Source organism: Ignavibacteriales bacterium, from assembly GCA_026390775.1.
Taxonomy (GTDB): domain Bacteria; phylum Bacteroidota; class Ignavibacteria; order Ignavibacteriales; family Melioribacteraceae; genus Fen-1258.
Map to the genome: position 1 here is coordinate 201,496 of JAPLFF010000003.1, position 24,955 is coordinate 226,450.

General features: G+C 34.4%; 24 protein-coding genes and 2 tRNA genes. 19 read left to right on the top strand and 7 right to left on the bottom strand.

Going from position 1 to position 24,955, the window contains the following annotated elements:
• Positions 1–25 precede the first annotated feature (25 nt).
• The 13 genes from NTZ27_01105 to NTZ27_01165 all read left to right on the top strand — a co-directional run bounded on the left by NTZ27_01105 (position 26) and on the right by NTZ27_01165 (position 15,619).
• Positions 26–1,333 carry a citrate (Si)-synthase gene (locus tag NTZ27_01105; GenBank protein ID MCX6173339.1) on the top strand — a complete coding sequence of 436 codons (1,308 nt, stop codon included), beginning with the start codon at positions 26–28 and terminating at the stop codon, positions 1,331–1,333.
• 95 nt (positions 1,334–1,428) lie between these two features.
• The gene (locus NTZ27_01110) at positions 1,429–2,379 is read left to right on the top strand and encodes a lytic transglycosylase domain-containing protein (GenBank protein ID MCX6173340.1); all 951 of its coding nucleotides are present in this window, start codon (positions 1,429–1,431) and stop codon (positions 2,377–2,379) included.
• Positions 2,380–2,475: 96 nt separating this feature from the next.
• Positions 2,476–4,104: a CTP synthase gene (locus NTZ27_01115; protein MCX6173341.1), complete on the top strand. Its 1,629-nt coding sequence runs from the start codon at positions 2,476–2,478 to the stop codon at positions 4,102–4,104.
• Complete coding sequence (locus NTZ27_01120) at positions 4,101–5,591, top strand: DUF3808 domain-containing protein (protein ID MCX6173342.1); 1,491 nt, start codon at positions 4,101–4,103, stop codon at positions 5,589–5,591. The genes NTZ27_01115 and NTZ27_01120 overlap by 4 nt, the downstream gene beginning before the upstream one ends.
• 97 nt (positions 5,592–5,688) lie before the next feature.
• Complete coding sequence (gene purN, locus NTZ27_01125; GenBank protein ID MCX6173343.1) at positions 5,689–6,300, top strand: phosphoribosylglycinamide formyltransferase; 612 nt, start codon at positions 5,689–5,691, stop codon at positions 6,298–6,300.
• A gap of 13 nt (positions 6,301–6,313) precedes the next feature.
• Entirely contained in the window at positions 6,314–7,831 is a 1,518-nt protein-coding gene (gene purH / locus NTZ27_01130; GenBank protein MCX6173344.1) for a bifunctional phosphoribosylaminoimidazolecarboxamide formyltransferase/IMP cyclohydrolase, read from the top strand.
• A gap of 8 nt (positions 7,832–7,839) precedes the next feature.
• Positions 7,840–8,865 carry a rod shape-determining protein gene (locus NTZ27_01135; protein MCX6173345.1) on the top strand — a complete coding sequence of 342 codons (1,026 nt, stop codon included), beginning with the start codon at positions 7,840–7,842 and terminating at the stop codon, positions 8,863–8,865.
• A complete protein-coding gene (mreC, locus tag NTZ27_01140) occupies positions 8,865–9,692 on the top strand; it encodes a rod shape-determining protein MreC (protein MCX6173346.1) in 828 nt (275 codons plus the stop codon). Before NTZ27_01135 ends, mreC begins: the two co-directional genes overlap by 1 nt.
• 7 nt (positions 9,693–9,699) lie before the next feature.
• A complete protein-coding gene (gene mreD / locus NTZ27_01145) occupies positions 9,700–10,185 on the top strand; it encodes a rod shape-determining protein MreD (GenBank protein MCX6173347.1) in 486 nt (161 codons plus the stop codon).
• Entirely contained in the window at positions 10,185–12,002 is a 1,818-nt protein-coding gene (gene mrdA / locus NTZ27_01150) for a penicillin-binding protein 2 (GenBank protein MCX6173348.1), read from the top strand. The genes mreD and mrdA overlap by 1 nt, the downstream gene beginning before the upstream one ends.
• The gene (gene rodA, locus NTZ27_01155; protein ID MCX6173349.1) at positions 11,992–13,221 is read left to right on the top strand and encodes a rod shape-determining protein RodA; all 1,230 of its coding nucleotides are present in this window, start codon (positions 11,992–11,994) and stop codon (positions 13,219–13,221) included. Before mrdA ends, rodA begins: the two co-directional genes overlap by 11 nt.
• A 7-nt stretch (positions 13,222–13,228) precedes the next feature.
• The gene (pyrF, locus tag NTZ27_01160) at positions 13,229–14,035 is read left to right on the top strand and encodes an orotidine-5'-phosphate decarboxylase (protein MCX6173350.1); all 807 of its coding nucleotides are present in this window, start codon (positions 13,229–13,231) and stop codon (positions 14,033–14,035) included.
• A 99-nt stretch (positions 14,036–14,134) separates the two neighbouring features.
• Positions 14,135–15,619, top strand: a complete 1,485-nt coding sequence (locus tag NTZ27_01165) for a DUF2851 family protein (protein ID MCX6173351.1) — start codon at positions 14,135–14,137, stop codon at positions 15,617–15,619.
• On the opposite strand, the gene NTZ27_01170 is transcribed toward NTZ27_01165, so the two are convergent.
• From NTZ27_01170 to NTZ27_01180, 3 genes are read right to left on the bottom strand one after another with little or no spacing between them, the layout of a single operon-like run.
• Positions 15,616–16,224 (bottom strand): bifunctional nuclease family protein, encoded by a 609-nt coding sequence (locus tag NTZ27_01170; GenBank protein MCX6173352.1) that lies wholly within the window; start codon positions 16,222–16,224, stop codon positions 15,616–15,618. The two genes, NTZ27_01165 and NTZ27_01170, sit on opposite strands and share 4 nt — an antisense overlap.
• Positions 16,225–16,232: 8 nt before the next feature.
• On the bottom strand, positions 16,233–17,201 hold the full coding sequence (locus NTZ27_01175; protein ID MCX6173353.1) for an electron transfer flavoprotein subunit alpha/FixB family protein: 969 nt from the start codon (positions 17,199–17,201) through the stop codon (positions 16,233–16,235).
• Between the two features lie 11 nt (positions 17,202–17,212).
• Positions 17,213–17,959 carry an electron transfer flavoprotein subunit beta/FixA family protein gene (locus tag NTZ27_01180; GenBank protein MCX6173354.1) on the bottom strand — a complete coding sequence of 249 codons (747 nt, stop codon included), beginning with the start codon at positions 17,957–17,959 and terminating at the stop codon, positions 17,213–17,215.
• Positions 17,960–18,091: 132 nt separating this feature from the next.
• On the opposite strand from NTZ27_01180, the gene NTZ27_01185 reads away from it, so the two are divergent.
• The 3 genes from NTZ27_01185 (at position 18,092) to NTZ27_01195 (ending at position 21,043) form a co-directional block, all read left to right on the top strand.
• Positions 18,092–18,379 carry an ATP-dependent Clp protease adaptor ClpS gene (locus NTZ27_01185; protein ID MCX6173355.1) on the top strand — a complete coding sequence of 96 codons (288 nt, stop codon included), beginning with the start codon at positions 18,092–18,094 and terminating at the stop codon, positions 18,377–18,379.
• 96 nt (positions 18,380–18,475) lie between these two features.
• The gene (ychF, locus tag NTZ27_01190) at positions 18,476–19,552 is read left to right on the top strand and encodes a redox-regulated ATPase YchF (protein MCX6173356.1); all 1,077 of its coding nucleotides are present in this window, start codon (positions 18,476–18,478) and stop codon (positions 19,550–19,552) included.
• A 15-nt stretch (positions 19,553–19,567) separates the two neighbouring features.
• Positions 19,568–21,043, top strand: a complete 1,476-nt coding sequence (locus NTZ27_01195) for an aminoacyl-histidine dipeptidase (protein MCX6173357.1) — start codon at positions 19,568–19,570, stop codon at positions 21,041–21,043.
• 296 nt (positions 21,044–21,339) lie between these two features.
• On the opposite strand, the gene NTZ27_01200 is transcribed toward NTZ27_01195, so the two are convergent.
• The 4 genes from NTZ27_01200 to NTZ27_01215 all read right to left on the bottom strand — a co-directional run bounded on the left by NTZ27_01200 (position 21,340) and on the right by NTZ27_01215 (position 22,099).
• A complete protein-coding gene (locus NTZ27_01200; protein ID MCX6173358.1) occupies positions 21,340–21,579 on the bottom strand; it encodes a GIY-YIG nuclease family protein in 240 nt (79 codons plus the stop codon).
• 78 nt (positions 21,580–21,657) lie between these two features.
• Positions 21,658–21,897 (bottom strand): GIY-YIG nuclease family protein, encoded by a 240-nt coding sequence (locus NTZ27_01205; GenBank protein ID MCX6173359.1) that lies wholly within the window; start codon positions 21,895–21,897, stop codon positions 21,658–21,660.
• 21 nt (positions 21,898–21,918) lie between these two features.
• Positions 21,919–21,992 (bottom strand) — tRNA-Cys (locus tag NTZ27_01210).
• 34 nt (positions 21,993–22,026) lie between these two features.
• Positions 22,027–22,099 (bottom strand) — tRNA-Gly (locus NTZ27_01215).
• Between the two features lie 172 nt (positions 22,100–22,271).
• On the opposite strand from NTZ27_01215, the gene NTZ27_01220 reads away from it, so the two are divergent.
• From NTZ27_01220 to NTZ27_01230, 3 genes are all read left to right on the top strand, one after another.
• Positions 22,272–22,910, top strand: a complete 639-nt coding sequence (locus tag NTZ27_01220; protein MCX6173360.1) for a protein-L-isoaspartate(D-aspartate) O-methyltransferase — start codon at positions 22,272–22,274, stop codon at positions 22,908–22,910.
• Positions 22,895–23,812 carry a tRNA (adenosine(37)-N6)-dimethylallyltransferase MiaA gene (gene miaA / locus NTZ27_01225; GenBank protein MCX6173361.1) on the top strand — a complete coding sequence of 306 codons (918 nt, stop codon included), beginning with the start codon at positions 22,895–22,897 and terminating at the stop codon, positions 23,810–23,812. Before NTZ27_01220 ends, miaA begins: the two co-directional genes overlap by 16 nt.
• Before the next feature lie 89 nt (positions 23,813–23,901).
• On the top strand, positions 23,902–24,948 hold the full coding sequence (locus NTZ27_01230) for a hydroxymethylglutaryl-CoA synthase (GenBank protein ID MCX6173362.1): 1,047 nt from the start codon (positions 23,902–23,904) through the stop codon (positions 24,946–24,948).
• Positions 24,949–24,955 lie beyond the last annotated feature (7 nt).

A 24,955-nucleotide genomic window follows, 5' to 3' on the forward strand; every position in this document is an offset into this window, starting at 1 on the left:
CAGCAATAAACAAAACGGAGGAATGATGTCCATCCTAAAACAAAAACTTCGCGAAAAAATATTAATCGAGCGACCAAGAACCGAGAAATTGCTAAAAGAGTATGGTAATGTTAAGGTTGATGATGTAACTATCGGACAAATAATTGGCGGAATGCGTGATATTAAAAGTTTAGTGACTGATATTTCTTATCTCGATCCGTTCGAAGGAATACGTTTCCGCGGATTCACAATTCCCGAAGTATTAGAAAAACTTCCTAAAGTGGCTGGTAAAGATATGCCCTCGGTTGAAGCATTCTTCTACCTTTTATTAACCGGAGATATTCCCACCGCAGCAGAAGTAGATGCCGTTCATGAGGAATTCAACAACAGAAAAGAAGTGCCAAAATATGTTTATGATGTACTTCGCGCTATGCCGAAAGACTCACATCCGATGACAATGTTTGCAACCGGAATCATGTCGATGCAAAAGGATTCGATCTTTGCCAAAGAATATCACAAAGGATTAAAGAAAGGTGATTACTGGGAAGCCTACTATGAAGATTCGATGAACTTGTTAGCTAAACTACCGGAATTGGGTGCTTTCATTTACCGTTTGAAATACAGAAATGGAAATATTATTGCCGGCGATCCAAAATTAGATTTTGGAGGTAACTTTGCAAAAATGATGGGCATTGATAAACCTTATGATGACATTGCTCGTCTCTATTTTATACTTCATAGCGATCACGAGAGCGGAAATGTTAGCGCTCATACTGGCCATTTAGTTGCAAGCGCTTTATCAGATATCTATTATGCTATCAGCGCAATGTTAACCGGTTTGGCCGGTCCACTACACGGTCTTGCGAATGAAGAAGTATTACGCTGGCTACATGGTGTAATGGAATCAATGGGTGGTAAGATACCGACAGAAGAGGAAATGAAAAAATTCGTATATGATACGTTAGATAGCGGTCATGTTATTCCGGGATTTGGGCATGCTGTTCTTAGAAAAACTGATCCTCGTTATACGGCACAAAGAGAATTTTGTATAAAACATTTACCTGATGATCCTATCTTTAAATATGTAGATCTTCTATACAAAGTTGTTCCTCCTATTTTGTTGGAAAGAGGAAAAGCAAAAAATCCATGGCCGAATGTTGATGCACAATCCGGCGTTATACAATGGCATTATGGAGTTAAAGAATATGAGTTTTATACTGTATTATTTGGTATTGGACGTGCACTTGGTGTTTGTTCAAATATCATTTGGGCAAGAGCGTTAGGTTATCCGCTTGAGAGACCGAAGTCTTTAACAACTACTATGCTTGAAGAAGCAGCTGCTGGGAAGAAATAATTCTAATAGAAATAATTTTCTTTAAGCCCCGATTTATCGGGGCTTTTTGTTTTAGTATTTATATTTTTACATAAAATGATTCGAAAGATTGAATTATGATGGACAAGAAAAAATTATTTTTAATAATTGCAATTCCAATATCGTTTACGGTATTGGTCTTCCTTGTAATATTCTATTATATCAGAAGTGAAAAAGCGTTACAGCAAAAACATGTAATACTAACTGAAAATGAAAGAAAAATTTATTCACCGCCGATACCGGAAAAATTGGAATTTTGCGGAGAGAAAGTTCCGCTTGAAGATTTTGATGTGCGTGAAAGAATTGATAGAGAATTCCTCGTAAATACTTACTGGCATTCCGCAACTTTACTTTACTTAAAAAGAGCAAACAGATGGTTTCCGGTTATTGAAAAGATATTAAAGAAAAATGGCATTCCGGAAGATTTCAAATATATGTCAGTTGCTGAAAGCGGAGTTATTAATTCAGTATCACCGGATGGTGCAACCGGATTTTGGCAATTGATGGAACCAACCGCAAAGAAATACGGTCTCGAGATCAATAAAGAAATTGATGAGCGATATAATATTGAAAAATCAACTCAAGCGGCTTGCGATTATTTGAATGAAGCTTATTCGAAATTTGGTAATTGGACATTAGTTGCAGCAGCTTACAATATGGGTATTGATGGAATTGAAAAGCAGATTGAGCGGCAGAAAACAAAGAACTATTATAATATGTTTTTAAATGAAGAGACTTACCGGTTTGTATCTCGAATTGTAACTTTAAAAGAAATTTTTAAGGACCCGAATAAATACGGGTTTTACTATTCAGATTATGATTTATATCCTAACATTGAAACTTATGATCTTAAAGTAAACTACTCAATAAATGATTTTGCCGATTTTGCCAAACAATACGGAATAAACTATAAAATCTTGAAAATCTTTAATCCATGGTTAAGAGAAAGTTATTTGAAAAACAAGACCAGGAAGACTTACATTATCAAAATTCCAAAATCTGGTGAAATTACGTTACCGGAGGAATAAGTAAAAAATTAAAATGATATAATTTCTTTGCTATGATGTAAAGATTTTTTTTTATCTTTGACAAACAGAATATCCAACCAATTCTTTGTCATCAAAATGCCTCTCAAGAAAAAAGTAAAATACATTTTTGTAACTGGTGGTGTTGTATCCTCTCTTGGAAAAGGAATTACTGCATCTTCTATCGGTCTGCTTCTTAAATTACGCGGGTATAGCGTAACAATTCAAAAGTTTGATCCTTACATTAATGTTGATCCTGGTACAATGAAGCCTTTTCAGCATGGAGAAGTTTATGTAACAGATGATGGAGCTGAAACCGACCTCGATCTCGGTCATTATGAACGCTTTCTTGATGTTGATATGTCACGTGCAAATAATACAACTACCGGTCAAGTTTATCACGAAGTAATTACAAAGGAAAGACGTGGTGATTATCTCGGTGCTACAGTTCAAGTAATACCGCACATAACTGACGAGATCAAGAAGCGGATGAAACTACTTGGTGAAAGTGGGAAATATGATATTATTATTACCGAGATTGGCGGAACAGTCGGAGATATTGAAAGTTTGCCGTTTATTGAAGCGATGAGACAAATAATGCTTGAGATTGGAAGAAAGAATGCATTGAGTATTCACGTTACACTAGTGCCTTATATCAAGTCTGCCGGAGAAATGAAAACCAAGCCGACCCAGCATGCAGTAAAAAATCTTCTTGAACTTGGAATCCAGCCGAATATTTTAATTTGCCGGTCTGAAGAAAAGTTGTCTAAAGAGATTCGTGAAAAAATTGCTCTTTTTACTAATGTGAAAACAGAAGCTGTAATCTCTGCCTATGATTGCTCAACAATTTATGAAGTACCAATTGTTCTTTATGAACAGAAACTTGATGAATTTGTTTTGGATAGATTAAAATTACCTGAATTACATATCAAATTAGATGATTGGCAAAATTTTGTTAACACAATTAAAAATCCTATAGGAAAAGTTAAGATTGCAGTTGCCGGTAAATATGTAGAGAATAAAGACTCGTACAAAAGTATCGTAGAAGCTTTTGTTCATGCCGGTGCTGAAAATAATGTAAAAGTAGAAGCGGATTTTATCAGTTCTGAAAATATTGAAGACAAGGGTGCAGAACATTTGTTAAAAGGTTATGATGGATTATTAATACCCGGTGGTTTTGGTGAAAGAGGAATTGAAGGTAAGATACTGGCAATAAAATATGCGAGAGAAAATAAAATTCCTTTCTTTGGAATTTGTTTAGGATTACAATGTGCCGTAATTGAATTTGCACGTAATGTTTGTGGAATTAAAAAAGCTAACAGTCAAGAATTCGAAAAGAATGCATGGAATGTTATTCATATTATGCCTGAACAATTAAAAGTTACAAATAAAGGCGCAACAATGCGGTTAGGTGCTTATCCTTGCATACTAAAGAAAAATTCAAAATCTTATGATGCTTACCGCAAACAAAAAATTTCTGAACGGCACAGACATCGTTTTGAAGTGAATAATAAATTTAGAGAAGTAATTGAAAAGTATGGGATGGTGATGAGCGGTACATCACCTGACGAAAATTTAGTTGAAATGATTGAACTAAGTGATCATCCTTGGTTCGTTGGGTGCCAGTTTCATCCTGAACTGAAATCAAGAGCAACAAAAGCGCACCCGCTTTTCCGTGAATTTGTAAAAGCAGCATTTCAATACTCTGAGAGGAAAATTCAAAATTGAAAACTAAAATTTTCATTATTGTTCTTTTACTTTTTAATGCAGTATTGATTGGACAATCGCAAGTACAGGATCTTATTCGACAAGGATTAGATCAAGCTTATAATATGGAATTAAATTCCGCGGAAAAGACTTTCAATAAAGTTTTAGAACTTAGACCTAATTCGCCAGTCGGTTATTATCATATAGCACAGATTCATTTTTGGATTTATTTAGGTTCACGCGACCCCGGAGAGTATCAAGTATTTTTAAAATTTGCCGATTTGGCGCAAGATCGTGCTGAAAAAGTTATTGATAAAAATCCCAAGGATTATCAGACTAAATATTTAGCGGGAAATTTGGCTTCCTTCAGAGCAATGGCACAAGCAACTAATAATTCATCAGTTGATGCTTTTTGGTCCAGTAAAAAAGCTGTCAACTATTATGAAGAAACTTTAAAACTTAATCCAAAATTTTATAACGCTTATCTTGGTTTAGGATTATTTGATTACGCAATGAGTTTTGTCCCGGATTTTCTTAAATGGGCTGTTAATCTAACAGGACTTTCTTCAGATAAAAGACGCGGATTTAATTATATCAAAACCGCGTTCAGGAAAGGAACAGAAAAAACCGAAGCTGCATTTCACCTTTCAAAAATTTATACAGATTATCTTGCTGAGTATGATAGCGCTTTTATCTTACTTCAAAGTTTAAGTTCTCGTTATCCAAACAATACACTTTTCATCTATCAGTATGCTGTTAGTTTAATTAAAGATAAAAAACTTGATAGAGCAAACGATATGTTGAATCGTGTAATCAATCTAAATAATAAAAGACTACCGCAGATTACTGCACTTTCGTATTACAGAAAAGGTGAAATATATTTTAAGAAAAATCAATTTAAGATTGCAATCAAGAATTATAAGAAATTTTTAGATATCTCTAGAGAGCTTGATTTTATTGGTTTCGCAGCTCTTAGCACAGCACTTTGTTACAAACTAAATGGTCAAGAGAAAGAATTCCAGCAGTATCTTCAGCATGCTAAAGGCGGCAACCAAGATATCTTTGAAGATTCTTATGCAAAACAAAAGAGTGAAAAATATTTAAGCAGTGGAATTACTCCTGTAGAATTAAAAATTATAAAGCTAAAAAATGATCTTGATGCAGGAAAGTATAAAATAGTTTATGACAGTTTAAAAACCGTTGTTGAAAAAATTGATTCAAGAGAAGATAAAGCAGTTGCATATGTACTTTTAAGTGAAGCAGCTTTGAATCTTAAAAAATATTCTGAAGCAATTTACTTTGCCGATCAAATTGAAAATTTAAAAGTTAATTCGGGAAAGTATACTGAAGTAATGGCTTTACTATTGAAAGCTGAAGCAAAATATTTCTCTGGTAAAAGGCAGAATATTGAAGATATTTTGGATGATGCTGAGGATAACAATGATTTTGAATTCAAAGATTACATTCAGTCTCGAATAGAATGGTTAAAACGAAGATTAGGTAAGTAAAAAAGCGAATTAACCTCATAAATCTTAGTAAAAGCCATCTTATTAATTGATTATTTACCTTCATTTAGATAATTTTTTCCACCAAAACAAATAATTTATGCTCAATATTGCTGTTTTTGTTTCCGGCAGAGGTTCTAATTTAAAATCGCTTAATGAATCAGTAATTAAAGAAAAAATTAGAATCTGTGCAGTTGTAAGTGATAAAGAAAATTGTGGAGCAGTTAGTTACGCAATTGAAAATCAAATTCCTGTATTTCTTGTAAGTCAAAGTGATTCGAATAAATTTTTTAGCTACGATAAATTATTGGACCAGTTTAAAAAAATTAAAATAGATTTAGTTGTTTTAGCCGGATATTTAAAAAAAATTCCAGATGACATTATTGATAAGTATGAAAATCGGATAATTAACATACATCCCGCCTTGCTTCCAAAGTTTGGCGGAAAAGGGATGTATGGAATAAATGTTCACAAAGCTGTTTTTGATTCTTCAGAAAAAATATCCGGTGCTACTGTCCATTTTGTTGATAAGATTTATGATAACGGTAAAATAATAGCTCAAAGCTTTGTTGATATTTCTGAATTAAATAGTCCGGAAGAAATTGCCGGAAAAGTATTGGTTGCAGAACATAAACTTCTTCCTTTTGTTGTAGAAAAATTTGCTGATAAAAAAATTGTAATAAATCATAACTGCGTAATAATAGCGGATTAATTGGACGGAATGTGTGAAAAGATTTGCCTTAATCAGTGTGTCTAATAAAACAGCCATTGTAGAATTTGCCCGCGAATTAAATTCTCTTGAATATCAAATAATTGCAACCGGAAATACTTTTAAGCTTCTGCAGAGCAATCAAATTAATTGTATTGAGATCAAAGATTTTACCGGATTCCCTGAAATATTTGATGGTAGAGTTAAAACTATACATCCAAAAATTTTCGGCGGGATATTAATGCGTACTGATAACGATTCAGATATAAAGCAAGCTAAGCAAAATGATATTTACCCAATTGATGTTATTTGTGTGAACCTGTATCCATTTCCTCAAGTTGTAAATAGAAACGATATTTCGCTTGAAGAGAAGATTGAAAATATAGATGTAGGCGGGCCAAGTTTAATCCGTGCATCAGCAAAAAACTATGAACGCGTTTCTGTTTTAACTGATCCTTCTCAGTACTCAGAATTTCTCAGCGAAATTAAAAAAGGGAAAGTAAGTGAGGGGACGAGAAAAAAATTAGCTTACGCCGCTTTCAGTTACACTTCATATTATGATACTCTGATTGCCAATTATTTCGAGAAAGAATTTAATCAACCGAAAGCAGCAATCAGGTTAAACTATAAGTCGTCGTTCGATCTTCGATATGGTGAAAATCCTCATCAAAGAGCTTACCTTTTTGGCGAGTTCGAAAATTATTTCAACATTCTTCATGGTAAAGAATTATCTTACAATAACATTGTTGATCTTACTGCAGCTTATGAATTGGTAAATGATTTAGACGGTTGCGCTTGTGCGGTTATCAAGCATACTAATCCATGCGGCGCATCTATCGGGAAAAATGTTTTGGATGCTTATGAACGCGCACTTTCATGTGATCCGGTTTCTGCTTTTGGCGGAATTGTAGCATTCAATAAAGAAGTTGATGAAAGCACAGCTAAAAAATTGAATGAGATATTTCTTGAAATTGTTATTGCGCCGTCTTATTCTGAAAAGGCGATTGAGCAATTAAAAACAAAAAAGAACCGCAGAGTTATTAGTGTTAATAAAAATCAGTTTGATAATTCATTACAGATTAAATCTATTCCTGGTGGTTTGTTGGTTCAAGAGAAGGATAATTCAAAATTAAGTAATGATTCACTGAAGTTAGTTACAACTAAAAAATATTCTGATAAGGAATTAAAAGATCTTAAATTTGCTTGGACAGTTTGCAAGCATACAAAGTCCAATGCGATTGTTTATGTGAAAGATGAAATGACAATCGGTGTCGGAGCTGGACAGATGTCGCGTATTGATTCGACAAAAATTGCTTCATCAAAAGCTAAACAGTTCGGGCATGATCTAAATGAAGCTGTTGCTGCTTCAGATGCTTTCTTTCCGTTTGCTGATGGATTATTAGAAATAATTTCTAATGGAATTACATCTATAATTCAACCCGGGGGATCTGTAAGGGATGACGAAGTTATCGATGCTGCAAATGGAAAAAATATTTCAATGGTATTTACCGGGATTAGAAATTTTAAACACTAAGAGGAAAAATGGGAATTTTTGATTTCTTTTCGACTGACATAGCAATTGACCTTGGCACTGCGAATACTCTTATTTATATCAAAGGAAAAGGGATTGTTCTTAACGAACCATCAATAGTTGCATTTGATAGGAACACAAAAAAAATTATCGAGCTTGGAAATAAAGCTAAGGAGATGCAAGGTAGAGAACATAGGGAAATCCGTGTTACAAGACCTATGCGTGATGGAGTGATAGCCGATTTTGAAATTGCTGAAGGCATGATTCGAGCTTTTATTAAAAAAGTTACTCCTAACTCTGTAACTAGTAAGAGAATTGTAATTGCAGTACCAAGCGGAGTTACTGAAGTTGAAAAGAGAGCGGTGCGTGATGCAGCAGAACATGCCGGTGCAAAAGAAGTTCATTTAATTGCAGAGCCAATGGCTGCAGCTATTGGAATCGGTATTGATGTTGAAGCTCCGGTTGGAAATATGATTATTGATATCGGTGGAGGTACAACTGAGATAGCTGTTATTGCACTTGCCGGGATCGTAAATGAAGAATCTGTTCGTATAGCAGGAGACGAAATGAATAATGCTATCATGCAGTTCTTCAAAAAGAATTATAATTTGTTGATTGGTGAAAGGACAGGTGAATCTATAAAATGCGAAGTTGGCAGTGCTGTTCCGCTAAAAGAAGAAGTTACTATTCAAGTTAAAGGACGTGATCTTGTTGGTGGAATTCCTAAAACAGTTGAAGTTAGCTCTGTTGAAATTAGAGAAGCATTAAATGAAAATATTTCCCAAATTGTTGAAGCCGTTAAACAAACACTTGAAAGAACGCCTCCCGAACTTTCAGCAGACATTCTTGATAGAGGTGTTATGTTAACCGGTGGCGGAGCGTTATTAAAAGGGCTTGATGAACGTATCAGAATGGAAACTAATCTGCCTGTACATGTTGCAGATGATCCGTTAACAGCTGTTGTCCGCGGTGCTGGACGTGCTATCGAGAATTTAAATAAATACTCTAAGGTGTTCATTCGTAAAAGAACATATTAATGAGAAAATTTTTAAGACGACTTGTTTCAGATTATAAAGAATATCTTCTACTAATAGTTCTATCCATAATTAGTCTCACAATTTTAGCTCAGAATGAAAAACCGGCGGCAAAACATTTGAAGACTTTTGCTCTCGGTAATTTTGCAGTAGTAAATGAAATTACAAACTCGATTGTATCAATCTTTAAAAGTAATGAATCACGTGATGATTTAAGAAATGAAAATGCGCATTTGATGCTTGAGTTAAACCGGTTACGAAAATACCGTATTGAAAATGAAGAATTACGTTCGATGATCGCATTTAAAGATACAAGTAAGTATCCTCTAATACCCGCTAAGATTATTTCGAAACTTGTTACAAAAAGCCAGGGCAATTTTATAATTAATAGAGGATCAAATAATGAAATTAGGAAAGGAATGCCGGTTATTAATTACAAAGGTCTGATCGGATTGATTATGGATGTGACTGAAAATTATTCTGTTGTTCAAAATTTGTACAATAGTAATTTAAGTATAGCTGTAACACTACAACGAACAAACGTTGACGGTATTCTAAATTATGATGGCAACAATCTTATTATTAAGGATATACCAACTACGTATGATGTACAAATTGGAGATATTATAGAAACTTCAGACTTTAGTTCTCTTTTCCCTCCTTCGATTCCAATTGGGATTGTGTCGAAAAAGGAATCGAATATACTTGGGTTACTTCATAACTTAACCGTCGAACCATTTGCAAAAATTTCTGCTGCAAATAATTTATTTATCCTAAAAATTCTTCCCAGTAAACAGATCAATCAACTTGAAATGAATTTAATTAAATAGTGTTTGAATGAATATCCAATACTTAAAACCAATTTTATTTTTTATTCCTCTTGCTGTAATTCAGCTTGTAATAGTTCCATTAATTTCGATAAGTAACATTGCCCCGAATCTAGTTTTTATCTTAATAACTTATTTTACATTGAGACACGGACAGACTTATGGAACAATCCTTGGATTTATTTTGGGTTTTCTTTTTGATATTATCTCGGGAGGATTAATTGGCGCATTTATGTTTTCATTTACCTTATCGGCATTTGTAGTCGGTTACTTTTATAGTGACAATAAAATTGACATTAATATTTCAACTTACTTTTTCTTGTTTATTTTATTTGTCTGCGGAAGTATCAATTCGTTCTTGTACGCTGTGATATCTAATTCGAATTCCAGCATAAGTTTATTTTTTATGATGCTCGAAGAAGGAATTTTACCGGGATTGTACACAGCTCTTTTTGGATTGCCAATTGTAATCTTTCATCCGAAAGAAGGAATTTAATGGACGATAATTATTTCGGCTCATATTTTAGAAGAAGAATTGTATTTGTATTTATGATCGGCTTTTTTGCGGTCTCTATTACACAATTATTTAATATGCAGATTCTTGAACAACCATCATACTCTGAAAAATCTGATGAAAATAGTGTAAAGCCGATTTATCAAACAGCACCGCGCGGAGTATTCTTTGATCGGAATCATAAAGTTCTGGTTGGAAATAAACCATCATTTACTCTTCGTATCACACCTTCTACATATGATAAAAAATTAACTCCATATATTGAAGCAATACTTGGCACAAGCCCTGGATATATTGATCACATATTGAAACAGAATGAATCGTATTCAAAATTTATTCCTCGCAGAATTGCAAAAGATGTTAGTTTTAAAGTTATAGCTTGGTATGAAGAAAATGCATCTAAATTGCCGGGTGTAGACTATATAATGGAAACTCAACGTGATTATTCTTTTGGTATAATAGGTTCTCATATGTTCGGTTATACAAAAGAAATTCCTATGGAAACTTATCTACATAGAAAAAATGAATATGATATTGGCGATAACATAGGTTTTGGAGGAATAGAAAAAACTTACGAAGATTATCTACGCGGAGATAAAGGAATTAAGTACATGCTTGTTGATGCAAAACAAAAGACTATCGGCAGATACAAGAATGGTGAAGAAGATCAGACAACTGTTAAAGGCGACGATTTAATTCTGACAATTGATAAAGAAGCACAAAGTGTAGCAGAGGAAGCATTTAAGGATAAAAGAGGTGCTGTTGTTGCTATTGAACCGTCTACCGGTGAGATAATTGCTTTCTTAAGCGCCCCTCAATATGATCTGCAAGATTTTGCTAAAGTTACAACAAATGAAATGTGGAGAGATCTAAATAATAATCCCGACAAGCCGATGTTCAATAGAGCTTCAATGTCAACATTTGCGCCGGGTTCTACTTTCAAAATGATCTCTGCAATTGCCGCTCTTGAAGAAGGAATAATTGATACTAATTTTAGAGTTACTTGCGGCGGAGGTTATCAGTTTGGTGATCGGTATTTCAAATGTTTGCACGTTCATGGAACAGTTAATGTTCAAACCTCGATAGAAAAATCATGCAACACATTTTATTATACGCTTGTTAATAAAATCGGTCTTGATATTTGGTCCAAATATGCAAAGAAATTTGGATTCGGAAGTAAATCCAGAATAGATATTCCGGAAGAAGCTGCTGGAATTGTTCCATCAACTGATTATTATAATAAAGTTTACGGAAAGAGCGGCTGGACTAAAGGTTTTGTAATTAGTTTAGGAATTGGTCAAGGTGAACTTAATGTTACACCTCTTCAACTTGCTCAATATGCTGCACTCTTTGCCAACTCCGGAAAATCTGCCAGACCACATTTCTTAAAAGGTTATACTGACACTCGAACAAATCAGTATGTCGAAGTGAAACCTCAAACGTATGATATAGGAATTAGTAAAAAGTCATTCGATATAGTACGACGTGCAATGTACCTTGTAGTTAATGGTGCAGGTACAGCTACAAATATTAAATCTGATGAATTGCAGATATCAGGTAAAACTGGTACTGCTCAGAATCCGCATGGTAAAGAACATGCATTATTTATTGGATTCGCTCCTTATAACAATCCTAAAATTGCAATTGCAGTTTTAGTCGAGAATGCGGGATTTGGAAGTACAATTGCTGCACCAATTGCGCGCGATATAATTAAAGCATATTTGATAAAGGGAAATAAAGAAGGAAATAAAAACCTCGCTGCTTCAACTAATGTACAGGAGGAACAGATTGCACATTAATTATAAACTTCAGGATAGATTTGATCTTGCAATTTTTATCCCCATGATAATTCTTGTTATTTTTGGTTTGCTCGCTATTTATAGTTCAACATATAATCATCCTACAGCTAGCGGAAATTTTCAGAAGCAATTGGTTTTTGCTATTGTAGCAATCATTGCATTCTTTATTACATTCTCGTTACCTCAACAATTATTCAAATCGTTTGCTATACCTGTTTTCTTTGCATCATTATTTTTTCTCCTTGCCGTGCTTGTTGTTGGTAAAACAGTTTATGGCGCTAAAAGTTGGTTCGGTGTCGGTGGATTCGGATTTCAACCTTCTGAACTTGCAAAGCTTGGTACGATTCTAATGTTAGCGTATTGGCTTACTTATAAAAACCGCGATATAAATAATCTTTTAGATATTGGCGTTGCTCTCGCAATTGGTTTTGTTCCAATCATGTTGATTATGCTTGAACCGGATATGGGTACTTCAATTGTATTTGCAATTATTACAATATCATTAATTTTTTGGAGTGGAATAAGTTTATTTGGTCTATTCGTTGTACTCTCGCCGGGGTTTATTGTGTTTGCATCTTTATTCGGAGTTTATGCTTTTACTGCTGCGCTGCTTTTGATTGTTGCCGCTTTATTTTTTTTCAAGAGAGATTTATTTAATAGCGTTACGGTTTTCATAATTAATCTCTCGGCAGGTTTCTTTTTTGATTACGCATTTAAAATACTTAAACCTCACCAACAAAAAAGAATTGCTTCATTTCTTGATCCATCTGCAGATCCATTAGGTTCAGGTTACAATGCTCTTCAGGCAAAAGTTGCAATCGGTTCTGGCGGCTTTTTCGGAAAAGGTTACTTGCATGGCAATCAAACTCAGCTAAGATATATCCCTGAACAATGGACTGATTTTATTTATTGTGTAATTGGAGAAGAATTTGGATTTATTGGCAGTGTACTTGTCATAACATTATTCCTGATAATATTTTTAAGGTTATTCAAACTTTCTGCAACTGCCAAAGATAAATTTAGTGTACTGATAATTATCGGTGTCCTAACTTTATTATTCACACACTTTGCAATCAATGTTGGAATGAATCTTGGCATAACACCGGTTATTGGATTGCCTCTTCCTTTTTTAAGTTACGGAGGGAGTTCTTTACTGATTAATATGGTTATGCTGGGGATCGTGATGAACATTTATAGGAACAGAAAACTTCATACTTGAGAATGTTATGACTGCACAGGAAAAACTTCAGCAAAAATTAAATCAAAGTTTGCATATATGTGTCGGACTTGATACGGATTTCAATAAAATTCCAAAACATTTACAAAATAACTCTTCTCCAATTGTTGAGTTTAATAAAATCATTATAGAGAACACTTACAAAGAAGCAGCCGCTTATAAAATCAATTTTGCTTTTTATGAAAAGGGCGGCACAAAAGGGATTGATAACTTATACAAAACATTAGAACTCATTCCCAATGACGTTTTAACTATAGCCGATGCAAAACGCGGTGATATCGGTAATACATCACAAATGTATGCTCAATCAATTTATAATCATTTTCATTTTGATTCTGTAACTCTCCATCCATATATGGGGTTTGATTCATTAAGTCCCTTCTTCGATTATAGAGACAAAATAAATTTTATTCTTGCGCTTACTTCTAATAAGGGATCAGAAGATTTTGAAAAGTTAAAACTTTCGGAAGGGAAGTTTCTTTTTCAAAAAGTAATTGAAAAAGTTAACGAGTGGAATAAAAATCAAAATTGCGGAATTGTTTTTGGTGCGACAAATTCATCAGAGCTTAGAGATAATATTTCTAGTTTTAAGAACTTACCTGTATTAGTACCCGGGGTTGGCGTTCAAGGTGGAAGTTTGGAAAAAGTAGTAAGAATATTTAAGGAAAATAAATCCAATCATTTTCTGATCAATGTAAGCCGATCTCTAATCTATTCTGATCCAACAATAAATTTTGCAGCAACCACCTCTAGAATAATTAAAGACTACAACTCGCTTATTAGATCCTTATCATAAAAGATTGATAGCTTTTACCACGGTATTATATTAAATTTTAATTGAAAAATGATTTAGTCGAAATGTAATCTAAAGCGCAATTCAATCCTCAATTATAACATGGGCGAGAAAAATTCCATAGTTCTTGAAACCACTCTTTACGAAATTTGGAAAAATCAATATTACAACAGCTCACTAAAAACTAATTCCGGCGAAGATATAACAGTCCTTGACGTAGGGATTCATAATGATGAATTTGCCGGACCGGATTTTAAAAATGCACGTATCAGAATTGGCAACTTAACATATATAGGCGATATAGAAATTGACCGCGATTATTCAGATTGGAAAGCACACGGACATCATATTGATAATAAATATTCTAAGGTTATACTCCACGTTTCTCTGTTAAATAAAAATAAATATGGACACGTTTATACAAGAGACGGCAGAAAACTACCATCAATTTGTATATCTGAATTCATTGAAAAAAATATTCTTGATGGAGTACACAATGAACTTGATGATATAAAAACCAACCCGATATCAAATATCAAATGCAGCAATTATATCAATAGCATTCCCCATGAAGTTAAAGAAAAATATTTATACCAGCTTGGTATTAGTAGATTCGAAAGGAAATGTAAAAAAATATTTAATCGTCTTAAAGAACTACAATTTATTAATGAACTTCACATTAAAGAGCCTGTAATTACTTACGAACTAACATCACAATTTCAAGAAAGGAAATTCAAACATTCTGATTTTGTCTCGAAAGAAATATGGCAACAATTATTGTATGAATTGATCTTTGAAGCTCTTGGCTATTCTAAAAATAAAAATCAAATGATGAATCTTGCTCAAGTGGCAAATATTAATTTTTTGGCAAAAATAGATTATGACGGAATACTTGTTGAAAAATATGAAGCTGCGTTATTAAATATCGGCGGATTTTTCCAAGATGCAAGTATAGCTTCTGAAGTACACACAAAAAACTATTTGGAAAAAATATCTCTTCATTGGAATTCTATCCGCTCTTTTTATGATGGTAAAATATTATCTGAAACCGAATGGCATTTTTTCAGATTGCGGCCGCAAAACTTCCCTACAGTTAGAATTGCTGGCGGTGCTAGGATCTTAAAAGAATTACTTCATAATAATTTGATTGGCATAATGTCCAAGAAAATATCCGAAATCCATAATCTTACAGTATTGATAAATTCTTTACGTTCTTTGTTTGTAATTAAATCAGACGGTTATTGGAAAGACCATTATGTCTTTGATCAAACTGCAAGCGGAGAAATCAAATATTTTGTCGGCGCTTCTCGTGCAGATGAAATTGTTGTAAATGTAATTATACCGTTCTACTCAGTTTATTTTGAAATATTCGGCAATGGAATCCTTTCAAAAAAAATCTCAAGTCTTTATAGTATCTACGAACAGCGGTCGGAAAATCAAATTATAACCGAAGTTGCGGAAGCATTGAATTTTACTGATCAGGTTAGAAGAACAGTAATGTCTCAAGGTATGATTGAACTATTTAGAAATAATTGTTCGAAGAATAAATGTCTGGAATGTGAAATTGGAAAAGTAGTTTTTAATTAATTTGTACTTCCGCCTAATTTATTTATTTCATCTCTTAATTTTGCAGCTCTCTCATAATCTTCTTTGTCAATTGCTTCTCTAAGAAGATCTTGTAGTTGTGCTAATTTTGTCTCAGATAAATTTTTCTTAGGTCCCTTTGTTCCTGATTCGGAGGTAGGTTTAGCCGTCTCATTGAATTCATCGTCAGAATCTTCGCTTGAAGGTACGAATGCCGCTATTTTCATAACTTCTTCGGCAACATATAAAGGAGCTCCTGTTCGAACTGCAAGTGCAATTGCATCACTGGGACGAGAATCAATTTCATTCGTCATTGTTGCAATCTCTAATTTAATTTTTGCATAAAATGTATTTTCTCTTAACTCATTAATAATTATTTCATTAATTGTTGCACCAAGATTATCAATAACACTTTTAAGAAGATCGTGTGTGAGTGGGCGAGGGGGTTTTATTCCTTCCATTTCAAGTGCAATTGATTGAGCTTCGTACTGACCAATAATAATTGGCAAACGGCGAACACCAAACACTTCTTTTAGCAACAGAGCATAAGCTCCGCCCGCCGATGGACTTGCTGATAAACCTAATATTTCAACTTGTACTTTGTGCAATTAACCTTCTATGATTTAATTTTTTTGATTTCTTCAATCATTGCCGGTACAATTTCAAAAACATCTCCAGCGATTCCATAATCAGCTACTTGAAAGATTGGTGCATCTTTATCTTTATTGATTGCAACAATATACTTTGAAGAACGCATTCCTGCCAAATGTTGAATTGCACCAGAGATTCCTAAAGCTATATATAAATTTGGGGAAACAGTTTTGCCGGTTTGTCCAACTTGCTCGGAATGTGGGCGCCAGCCGGCATCTACTACTGCACGTGAAGCACCAGATGCAGCACCAAGAACTTCTGCTAAGTCTTCAACAAGTTTGAATTGTTCCGGACCTTTCATACCACGTCCGCCGGAAACTATGATATCTGCTTCGGCAACATCTATCTTACCTTCGGATTTTTTGATATCAATTACTTTAACGCTCAAATTTGGTGATGAAATATTTACAACAGAAACTTCGGCTTTTTTATCTGTTGGTATTCCGGGATTAAAAACATTAGGACGAAGTGCAAAAACTTTTTTTGGAGAAGTTAATTTTACATTAAACAATGCCTTGCCGGCATATATAGGGCGCGTTGCGATTATATCATTAGATTCACAATTTAATAAGATACAATCCATTGCAAGTCCGGAATCTGTTTTGACTGCAACACGCGGGGCTAAATCCTTACCCATAGAACTTGCAGCAAAGAAAAATAAATCAATATTATTCTCAGTTGAATACTTTGCGATTATATCTGCATAAGCACTTGGAGAATAATTATCTAAGTCAGCATTCTTAAAATGAGTAACCTTAGCTGCACCGAATCCGCCCACTTTCTCTAAATTTTCAATTTCATTACCAATAGAAATTGCTTCAACAGATCCGGAAACTTTTTGTGCAATATCAGAAGCGGTTTTAACTGCTTCAAATGATGACTTTTTTATTTTCCCGCTTCGCTGTTCAATAAAGACTAAAATTTTATTTGCCATAATATTTTTCCTTAAATGACTTTTGCTTCTTCTCTTAATAAACGGACTAATTCAGGAACAGCAGTTTCATCTGTTCCAAGAATTTTTCCGGCTTGTTTAGGTGAAGGTTTTTTCATCGAAATAATTTCTACGGAATTATTTACAGCGGCTGGTTGTTTTTCTAAAATTTCTTTTTTCTTAGACGCCATAATGCCTTTAAGCGAGGCATATCTTGGATCATTCAAACCCTTTTGAGCAGTTATTAAAGCCGGTAGTGTTGTTTCAACAATTTCTTTACCGCCTTCAATCTCGCGTTCGCAAGTAATCTTATTGCCGTCCAATAAAAAACTTACTACGACTGAGATACAGTTGTAACCTAGAATTTCGGCAGTAAGTTGCCCAACAACTGAATTATCAAAATCTACAGATTGTTTGCCAAAGAAAACCAACTCAGCATTTTGAGCTTTGATTTCTTCTGCAAGAGCTTTTGCTACTGAGAAAGAATCACGATAGCTATCATCTTTTAGTAAAACTGCATTATCTATACCCATTGCAAGAACCTTACGCAATGTTTCTTTGTTAGCATTACCGCCTAAACTTATAGCTACAGTTTCTCCGCCAATTTTTTCTTTAGTTTTTAGAGCTTCTTCAACTGCAAATTCATCATATGGATTTACTATAAACGTAACGCCATTAGGATCTAATGTTTTGCCATCACTTCCGATATTAATTTTGGCAGCAGTATCGGGAACATGACTAACACAAACAGCAATTTTCATTTATCCTCCTTAAAATCAAATTACTTAATGATTAGGAACAAATTAATAATCTTATCTTATGGGAGAACAAATATAATTAAAATTTATTTTTGTGAGGCAATTTTATAAATTGAGTAAGAATTGATGAAAAATATGAACGAAGAAAGACCACATGGAATAATTGAGCCCGAATCCGAAAATGAAGTAGTTATTGGGTCGCCATATAAAGTCATTTTATTTAATGATGACTGGCATAGTTTTGACGATGTAATAAATCAAATAATCAAAGCGGTTAAGTGCAGTTATAAAGAAGCCCGCTCTTACGCTTTTGAGGCACATGTTAAAGGGAGAACACAAGTTTTTAACGGCGAATTAAACGAATGCTTGAAAGTTAGTTCAATACTTGAAGAGATCGCGCTTCACACACAAATTATTTCTTAATCTTACACCAACTCGCACTACAGTTGTTATCCAATTCCATCAAAATTTACTTATATTTTAGATAGTAATTGTTCACTCTAATTGTTGAGATAAAATATGCAAATAGGTCTGGTCGGATTACAATTTTCCGGTAAAACAACTTTATTCAATACTTTGGCAAAGAAAGAAATCGAAGCTTCGTCCAAAGAAGAAGCATCAATTGAAGTTGTAAAAATTCCGGATGACCGGTTAGATCAGCTCACCAAAATTTTCAATCCTAAAAAACAAGTAAACGCTACAATTGAAGTATTTGACATTCCCGGTTTGAAAATGTCGGAAGATAATAAAGTTAAAATCACTTCTATTTTTCTGAATGCAGTAAAAAATAACGATGCGCTTTTTTATATTGTCCGCGGCTTTGAAGATCAATCAATTTCTCATCCGATGGAAAGCTTAAATCCGTTAAGGGATATTGAATTTCTGGAAACAGAATATCTTCTTTCTGATCTAGGATTTTTAGAAACACGATTAGAAAAATTGAAAAGAGATGTTTTAAAATCCAAAGATGAAAAACTTAAACGTGAGATTCCCATTTTAGAAAAATGCCAAGCGCATTGCGAAAAAGAATTACCTTTAAGAACTCTTCATCTTGATGAAAATGAATTCAAATTATTATCCGGTTATCAATTGTTAACAATTAAGCAGCTTGGAATTGCGATAAACTATGATGAAAACTCAATACCTTCAGTAGAAAAAGAAATTGATCAACTTAAAATGAAACTGAATAAATTGCACGCAACTATAATTCCTTTTTTTGCAAAAATAGAATTAGAACTTTCTAGAATGAGCGATGATGATCAATTAGTTTTTATGCAAGATTATGGAATTAAAGAATCTGCATTAAGTAAAATATTAAGAACATCTTACGAAATGCTTGGACTTCAATCTTTCTTCACAGTAGGTGAAGACGAATGTCGTGCTTGGACTATTAAAAAGAATTATACTGCTCAGCAAGCGGCTGGTGTAATTCATACTGACTTTTTTAATCGTTTCATTAGAGCTGAAGTAGTTCACTACGAAGATTTTATTAAACATGGTTCGTTCGCAAAATGTAAAGATGCCGGTGCATGGCGGCTTGAAGGAAAAGAGTATATCGTTAAAGATGGAGATATTCTTAACATTCGTCACAATTAAAAATTTGGAGTAAAAATGTTAACATCAGCTATTGAAGGACTTTCACCAATTAAATTGTGGAAAAGATTTTTTGAAATAAGTCAAATCCCACGACCATCTAAAAATGAAGAGAGAGTTCGTCTTTATCTTAGAAATTTTGCCGGACAAAATAATTTTGATATGAAAGAAGATGAGGTAGGGAATGTTGTGATTTTAGTTCCATCTAAACCAAGATTTGAAAACGCACAGACTGTTGTTATTCAGAGTCATGTTGATATGGTCTGCGAAAAGAATAAAGACATTAAACATGATTTTACAAAAGACCCGATAAAACTACTACGTGATGGCGAATGGATCAAAGCTGATGGAACAACCTTAGGTGCAGATAATGGAATTGGTGCAGCAGCAGCATTAGCAGTATCGCAAGATGATGATTTTAATCATGGCCCTTTAGAATTACTTTTTACAGTTGATGAAGAAACCGGACTGACCGGTGCAAACAATTTAAAAAAAGATTTCATAACCGGAAAAATGTTATTGAATCTTGATACCGAGGAGGATGGAGCGTTTTATGTAGGTTGTGCAGGAGGAATGGACTCCGTCGGAACTTTTAAGATTGAATATGAGGAACCTAAAAAAGGTTACGTCCCATTCACTTTTTTTGTCTCGGGATTAAAAGGTGGTCATTCGGGCATTAATATTTCAGACGGAAGAGCTAATGCCATTAAAATCATGGCGCAACTTTGTAGTATGATTGAAAAATATGATTATCAACTTGCTTATATAAATGGCGGGTCTAAACGTAATGCAATTCCGCGTGAAGCTGAAGCAGTAATTTTCCTAAGTCCTGATAACGATTCAGATGTACGCGAGTTGATAAATGAATTTACAATCGAGACTGTTTTAGAATTCAGATTAAGAGACGATAGCATTAAAATAAATTTTGAAAGAGATGATGCTGCAGTTAAAACTTATCCAAAAGTTTATACAAAACAATTTTCGACAAATGTTATTAATACAATTCTTGGAATGCCGCATGGTGTTATTGCAATGAATGCAGAAATACCCGAACTTGTTGAAACTTCTACAAACCTTGCAACAGTGTTAGTGGAAGGGGATAAACTAAAAATTGGAACCAGCCAACGTAGTTCAATTGAAAGTGCAAAGAAAAATATTGCAAAAAGTGTTAAAGCAGTTTTTGATTTAGCTGGAGCTGAAGTTACAGTTGGTGATGGTTATCCCGGCTGGCAACCTGATATGAGCTCAGAGTTATTAAAGACCTCAAGGAAAGTTTTTATAGATTTATTTTCTAAAGAACCCGAATTGAAAGCTGTTCATGCAGGATTGGAATGCGGAATTTTGGGTGATAAATATCCCGGGCTCCAAATGGTATCATTCGGTCCCACAATCGAAGGAGCTCACTCACCTGATGAAAAAGTGAAGATTGCAGATGTTGATAAATTTTATAGATTGCTAAAAAATATATTAACGGAAATAGCTAATGCAAAATGAGTAATGAAGATGTTTTTCATTAGTTGATTTTTGTCCTTCTTGATTCTATTCGATCATTCACAAAAAAAAATAGATCAAACATGAAAAAAGAAGTTAAGCTAAACAACGTCCCTCATATTATTTCTATCCAGGATATGATTTTACTACTACACAAAAGATCAAGAGATATCTCGTAAAGAGTGAGAATTGATAAATCAAAAAAAGAGAAGCCCTATCTGTAGGGTTTTCCACTTTTTTAGAGGCGCCGGTCGGATTCGCCCGGCAAAACCGGGTTGCAGACCTTATTCCACAATAAATCATTTACCAATTGAATTTAGAAAATTTCTACCTGGATGAGTTTTAAAATATTTTTCTCTCATCATTGCATCAGATTTATTTCCAAAATGTTCTGAATATATTAACTCAAAAGGTTTACGATTCTTTGTTGACTTAACTTTACCGGAGTTGTGTTCAATAAGTAGTCTTTCAATGTTATCGGTGTAACCAATGTAACGATGGTTATCGACTTTACTTCGAAGGACATAGATTGTGAACATAAAGATTTGATGAAGAGTTGAGGCGCCGGTCGGATTCGCCCGGCAGAGCCGGGTTGCAGACCTTTCATTTTACTATAACTATTTACCAATTGAATCTAGAAAATTTCTTCCCTGATGAGTTTTAAAATATTTTTCTCTCTTCATTGCATCGGATTTATTTTCATACTTCTCTGAGTAAATTAATTTTAGGGGTCGCCTATTCTTTGTAGATTTTACTTTTCCCAAACCGTGTTCAATAAGCCTTCTATCTAAATCGTCTGTAAAACCAATATAACGTTTGTTGTCTTTTTCGCTAAGAAGTATATATACAGTGAACATATAGAAAGGAATTGAGATTTGAGGCGCCGGTCGGATTCGAACCGACGAATAAAGGTTTTGCAGACCTTCCCCTTAAGCCACTTGGGTACAGCGCCAATAAAACAAATCCCGATTTTATCGGGATCGTAGAGCGGGAAACGGGACTCGAACCCGCGACTTCAACCTTGGCAAGGTTGCGCTCTACCAACTGAGCTATTCCCGCATATCAAAATTTTTAGAACGCTAATTTCTCGCACCGCAAATATAATACTGCAGAATCATTAATCGCAAGATTAAGATTTTTTTACTGAACTTTTGAACAATTAACAAATGATTGCTTAGAATAAGTTCTAAGTTTTTATCTTTGCTGTGCAAATTTAACATCTAATATTTAAATGTACGAAACCGAAAGAAAAGAACTAGTAGAAATTTTACATAGCAAAGGAATATCTAATCAGAGAGTTCTTGATGCATTTTTGAAAGTAGAAAGACATCTCTTTGTTCCGGATATAATGAAACAGCACGCATACAAAGATGTTGCACTTCCAATCGGGTTAGGGCAAACTATTTCTCAGCCGTATACCGTTGCATATATGACGCAGGAAATTGATCCGCAGCCGAAACAAAAAATTTTAGAGGTCGGAACCGGTTCAGGATATCAAGCTGCAATACTTTATGAGTTGGGTGCAAGGGTTTTTTCTATTGAGCGTCATAATGATTTATATAATTCAGCAATGAAAATGTTCGATAAACTTAATCTTAAAATAGCAGCTCGTTGCAGTGATGGAACTATTGGATGGGAAGAATTTTCTCCATATGATGGAATAATTGTTACAGCAGGAAGTCCAACAGTTCCTATCAACCTTAAAAAGCAGCTTGCTGTTGGCGGTAAGATGGTTATACCAATAGGTGATAAACAAGTTCAAACTCTGCAGATTATTACAAAAATTTCCGAAGAAGAATTTAAAACACAAGAAGTTCCGTATTTTGCTTTTGTACCACTCATCGGCAAAGAAGGATGGAAAGAAAAGTAATTATCATAACCGGGCCTACTTGTTCCGGAAAAACTAAAATTGGGATTTCTCTTGCAGAGAAATTTAACACTGAAATAATTTCTGCAGACAGCCGCCAAATTTTTAAATATCTGAATATCGGTACAGCAAAACCTACCGCTGATCAACTTCAACTTGTTAAACATCACTTCATTGATTTTTTAGAACCTGATGAAGTTTACAATGTTAGCCGCTTCGAAACAGATTCTCTCAAAATCATTAATAAATTATTTGTAAACGGTAAGACTCCGATTGTTGTCGGTGGATCCGGGCTTTACATTAAGGCCTTGGTTGAAGGGATCTTTGATTCGGTTGATGTTGATAAAGAATTCCGTGAAGAATTAAAACAAAAACGTGAAAAGTTTGGGAATGAATATTTGTATGATGAACTAAAGAAAGTTGATCTACAGAGTGCTTCAAAGATGCTTCCTCAAAACTGGAAACGCGTTATGCGTGCGCTTGAAGTTTTTCATTTAACCGGCGAACCAATCTGGAAATTCCAAAAGAATTATGAAAGGGAAACAGATTATAAGTTTATTCTGTTCGGATTGAATTGGGAAAGAGAAAAGTTATACCGCAATATAGAAGTCCGTGTTGATAGAATGATTCAAGACGGATTAGTTGATGAAGTGAAGAATATTTTATCTTTAGGTTATTCAAAAAATATAAATTCCCTTAACACAGTCGGCTATAAAGAAATCATATCTTATCTTGAAAGTGAAATCACCTTAGAAAGGGCAATTGAACTCATCAAACGCAACACCCGCCGATATGCAAAACGGCAAATGACTTGGTTCAGAAAGACAAAAGAAATTCATTGGCTCGCATGCGATGAAAATACAACTTCAGAACAATTAGTTTCGCTAATAATAAAAAAAATGTAGATAGTTGATTAATCAATTCATAATTTACTTCCAGAATCAAATTGTGTAACAACATTTAACTGAACAACAGACATAAACCAGAGGATAACATGATTGGAATAGTGGGTTATGGCTCTTACCTGCCACGTTATCGAATCAAAGTAGATCTAATAGCAAAACAGTGGGGTGCCGATCCCGAAGCAATTAAACGCGGATTGATGCTCTACGAAAAAACAGTTCCCGGACAAGATGAAGATACAATCACAATTTCTGTGGAAGCGGCGTGTTACGCATTGCAGCGTGCACGAATTAATCCGCAGAAAATTGGTGCAGTGTATATCGGTTCGGAATCACATCCTTATGCAGTGAAACCAAGCGCAACAATTTTAATTGATGCACTAGGCATCGGTCCGCACGTTCACGTTGCGAGTTACGAATTCGCATGTAAAGCCGGAACAGAAGCAATGTATGTAGCTTACAGTTTGGTAAAAGCAGGTGAGATGGATTACGCACTTGGTATAGGCGCAGATACTTCTCAAGGTGCACCCGGTGATGCTTTGGAATATTCTGCATCTGCCGGAGGAGCTGCGTATATAATGGGAAAAGAAAATGTTATTGCAGAAATTCTTTTTACTAATTCTTACACATCGGATACACCGGATTTTTGGCGACGCGAACATGAATATTATCCGCGCCACGCCGGAAGATTTACCGGTGAACCCGCTTACTTCAAGCACGTTCACAACGCCGGAAAAACTCTGTTGGAAAAATCCGGAATGTCTCCGAAAGATTTTCAATTCGCAGTCTTCCATATGCCGAATGGAAAATTTCCGCAGGAAGCCGGTAAGAAACTTGGATTCACAAAAGAGCAAATGGAAGTTGGTTGGATTTCTCCTTGGATGGGAAACACTTATTCCGGTTCATCACCAACGGGACTTGCTGCAATTCTTGATGTAGCAAAACCCGGTGATAAAATTTTTATGGTTTCGTTCGGTTCTGGTGCGGGAAGCGATGGATTCATTTATAAAGTTACAAACGAAATAGATAAAGTTAGAGACTTGGCTCCCAAGCTTAGAGATATGCTAGACAACGATAAAATTTATTTGGATTACGGTCAGTATGCAAAATTCAGAAAAAAAATTATTCTTAATGAGTAGGGAGAAA

What these genes read in the sequence shown, in the direction of transcription:
- NTZ27_01105 (MCX6173339.1), top strand. Translation starts at nt 26, where the DNA reads ATGTCCATCCTAAAACAAAAACTTCGCGAAAAAATATTAATCGAGCGA.
- NTZ27_01110 (MCX6173340.1), top strand. Translation starts at nt 1,429, where the DNA reads ATGATGGACAAGAAAAAATTATTTTTAATAATTGCAATTCCAATATCG.
- NTZ27_01115 (MCX6173341.1), top strand. Translation starts at nt 2,476, where the DNA reads ATGCCTCTCAAGAAAAAAGTAAAATACATTTTTGTAACTGGTGGTGTT.
- purN (MCX6173343.1), top strand. Translation starts at nt 5,689, where the DNA reads ATGCTCAATATTGCTGTTTTTGTTTCCGGCAGAGGTTCTAATTTAAAA.
- NTZ27_01135 (MCX6173345.1), top strand. Translation starts at nt 7,840, where the DNA reads ATGGGAATTTTTGATTTCTTTTCGACTGACATAGCAATTGACCTTGGC.
- mreC (MCX6173346.1), top strand. Translation starts at nt 8,865, where the DNA reads ATGAGAAAATTTTTAAGACGACTTGTTTCAGATTATAAAGAATATCTT.
- mreD (MCX6173347.1), top strand. Translation starts at nt 9,700, where the DNA reads ATGAATATCCAATACTTAAAACCAATTTTATTTTTTATTCCTCTTGCT.
- mrdA (MCX6173348.1), top strand. Translation starts at nt 10,185, where the DNA reads ATGGACGATAATTATTTCGGCTCATATTTTAGAAGAAGAATTGTATTT.
- pyrF (MCX6173350.1), top strand. Translation starts at nt 13,229, where the DNA reads ATGACTGCACAGGAAAAACTTCAGCAAAAATTAAATCAAAGTTTGCAT.
- NTZ27_01165 (MCX6173351.1), top strand. Translation starts at nt 14,135, where the DNA reads ATGGGCGAGAAAAATTCCATAGTTCTTGAAACCACTCTTTACGAAATT.
- NTZ27_01175 (MCX6173353.1), bottom strand. Translation starts at nt 17,201, where the DNA reads ATGGCAAATAAAATTTTAGTCTTTATTGAACAGCGAAGCGGGAAAATA.
- NTZ27_01180 (MCX6173354.1), bottom strand. Translation starts at nt 17,959, where the DNA reads ATGAAAATTGCTGTTTGTGTTAGTCATGTTCCCGATACTGCTGCCAAA.
- NTZ27_01185 (MCX6173355.1), top strand. Translation starts at nt 18,092, where the DNA reads ATGAACGAAGAAAGACCACATGGAATAATTGAGCCCGAATCCGAAAAT.
- ychF (MCX6173356.1), top strand. Translation starts at nt 18,476, where the DNA reads ATGCAAATAGGTCTGGTCGGATTACAATTTTCCGGTAAAACAACTTTA.
- NTZ27_01195 (MCX6173357.1), top strand. Translation starts at nt 19,568, where the DNA reads ATGTTAACATCAGCTATTGAAGGACTTTCACCAATTAAATTGTGGAAA.
- NTZ27_01200 (MCX6173358.1), bottom strand. Translation starts at nt 21,579, where the DNA reads ATGTTCACAATCTATGTCCTTCGAAGTAAAGTCGATAACCATCGTTAC.
- NTZ27_01205 (MCX6173359.1), bottom strand. Translation starts at nt 21,897, where the DNA reads ATGTTCACTGTATATATACTTCTTAGCGAAAAAGACAACAAACGTTAT.
- NTZ27_01220 (MCX6173360.1), top strand. Translation starts at nt 22,272, where the DNA reads ATGTACGAAACCGAAAGAAAAGAACTAGTAGAAATTTTACATAGCAAA.
- miaA (MCX6173361.1), top strand. Translation starts at nt 22,895, where the DNA reads ATGGAAAGAAAAGTAATTATCATAACCGGGCCTACTTGTTCCGGAAAA.
- NTZ27_01230 (MCX6173362.1), top strand. Translation starts at nt 23,902, where the DNA reads ATGATTGGAATAGTGGGTTATGGCTCTTACCTGCCACGTTATCGAATC.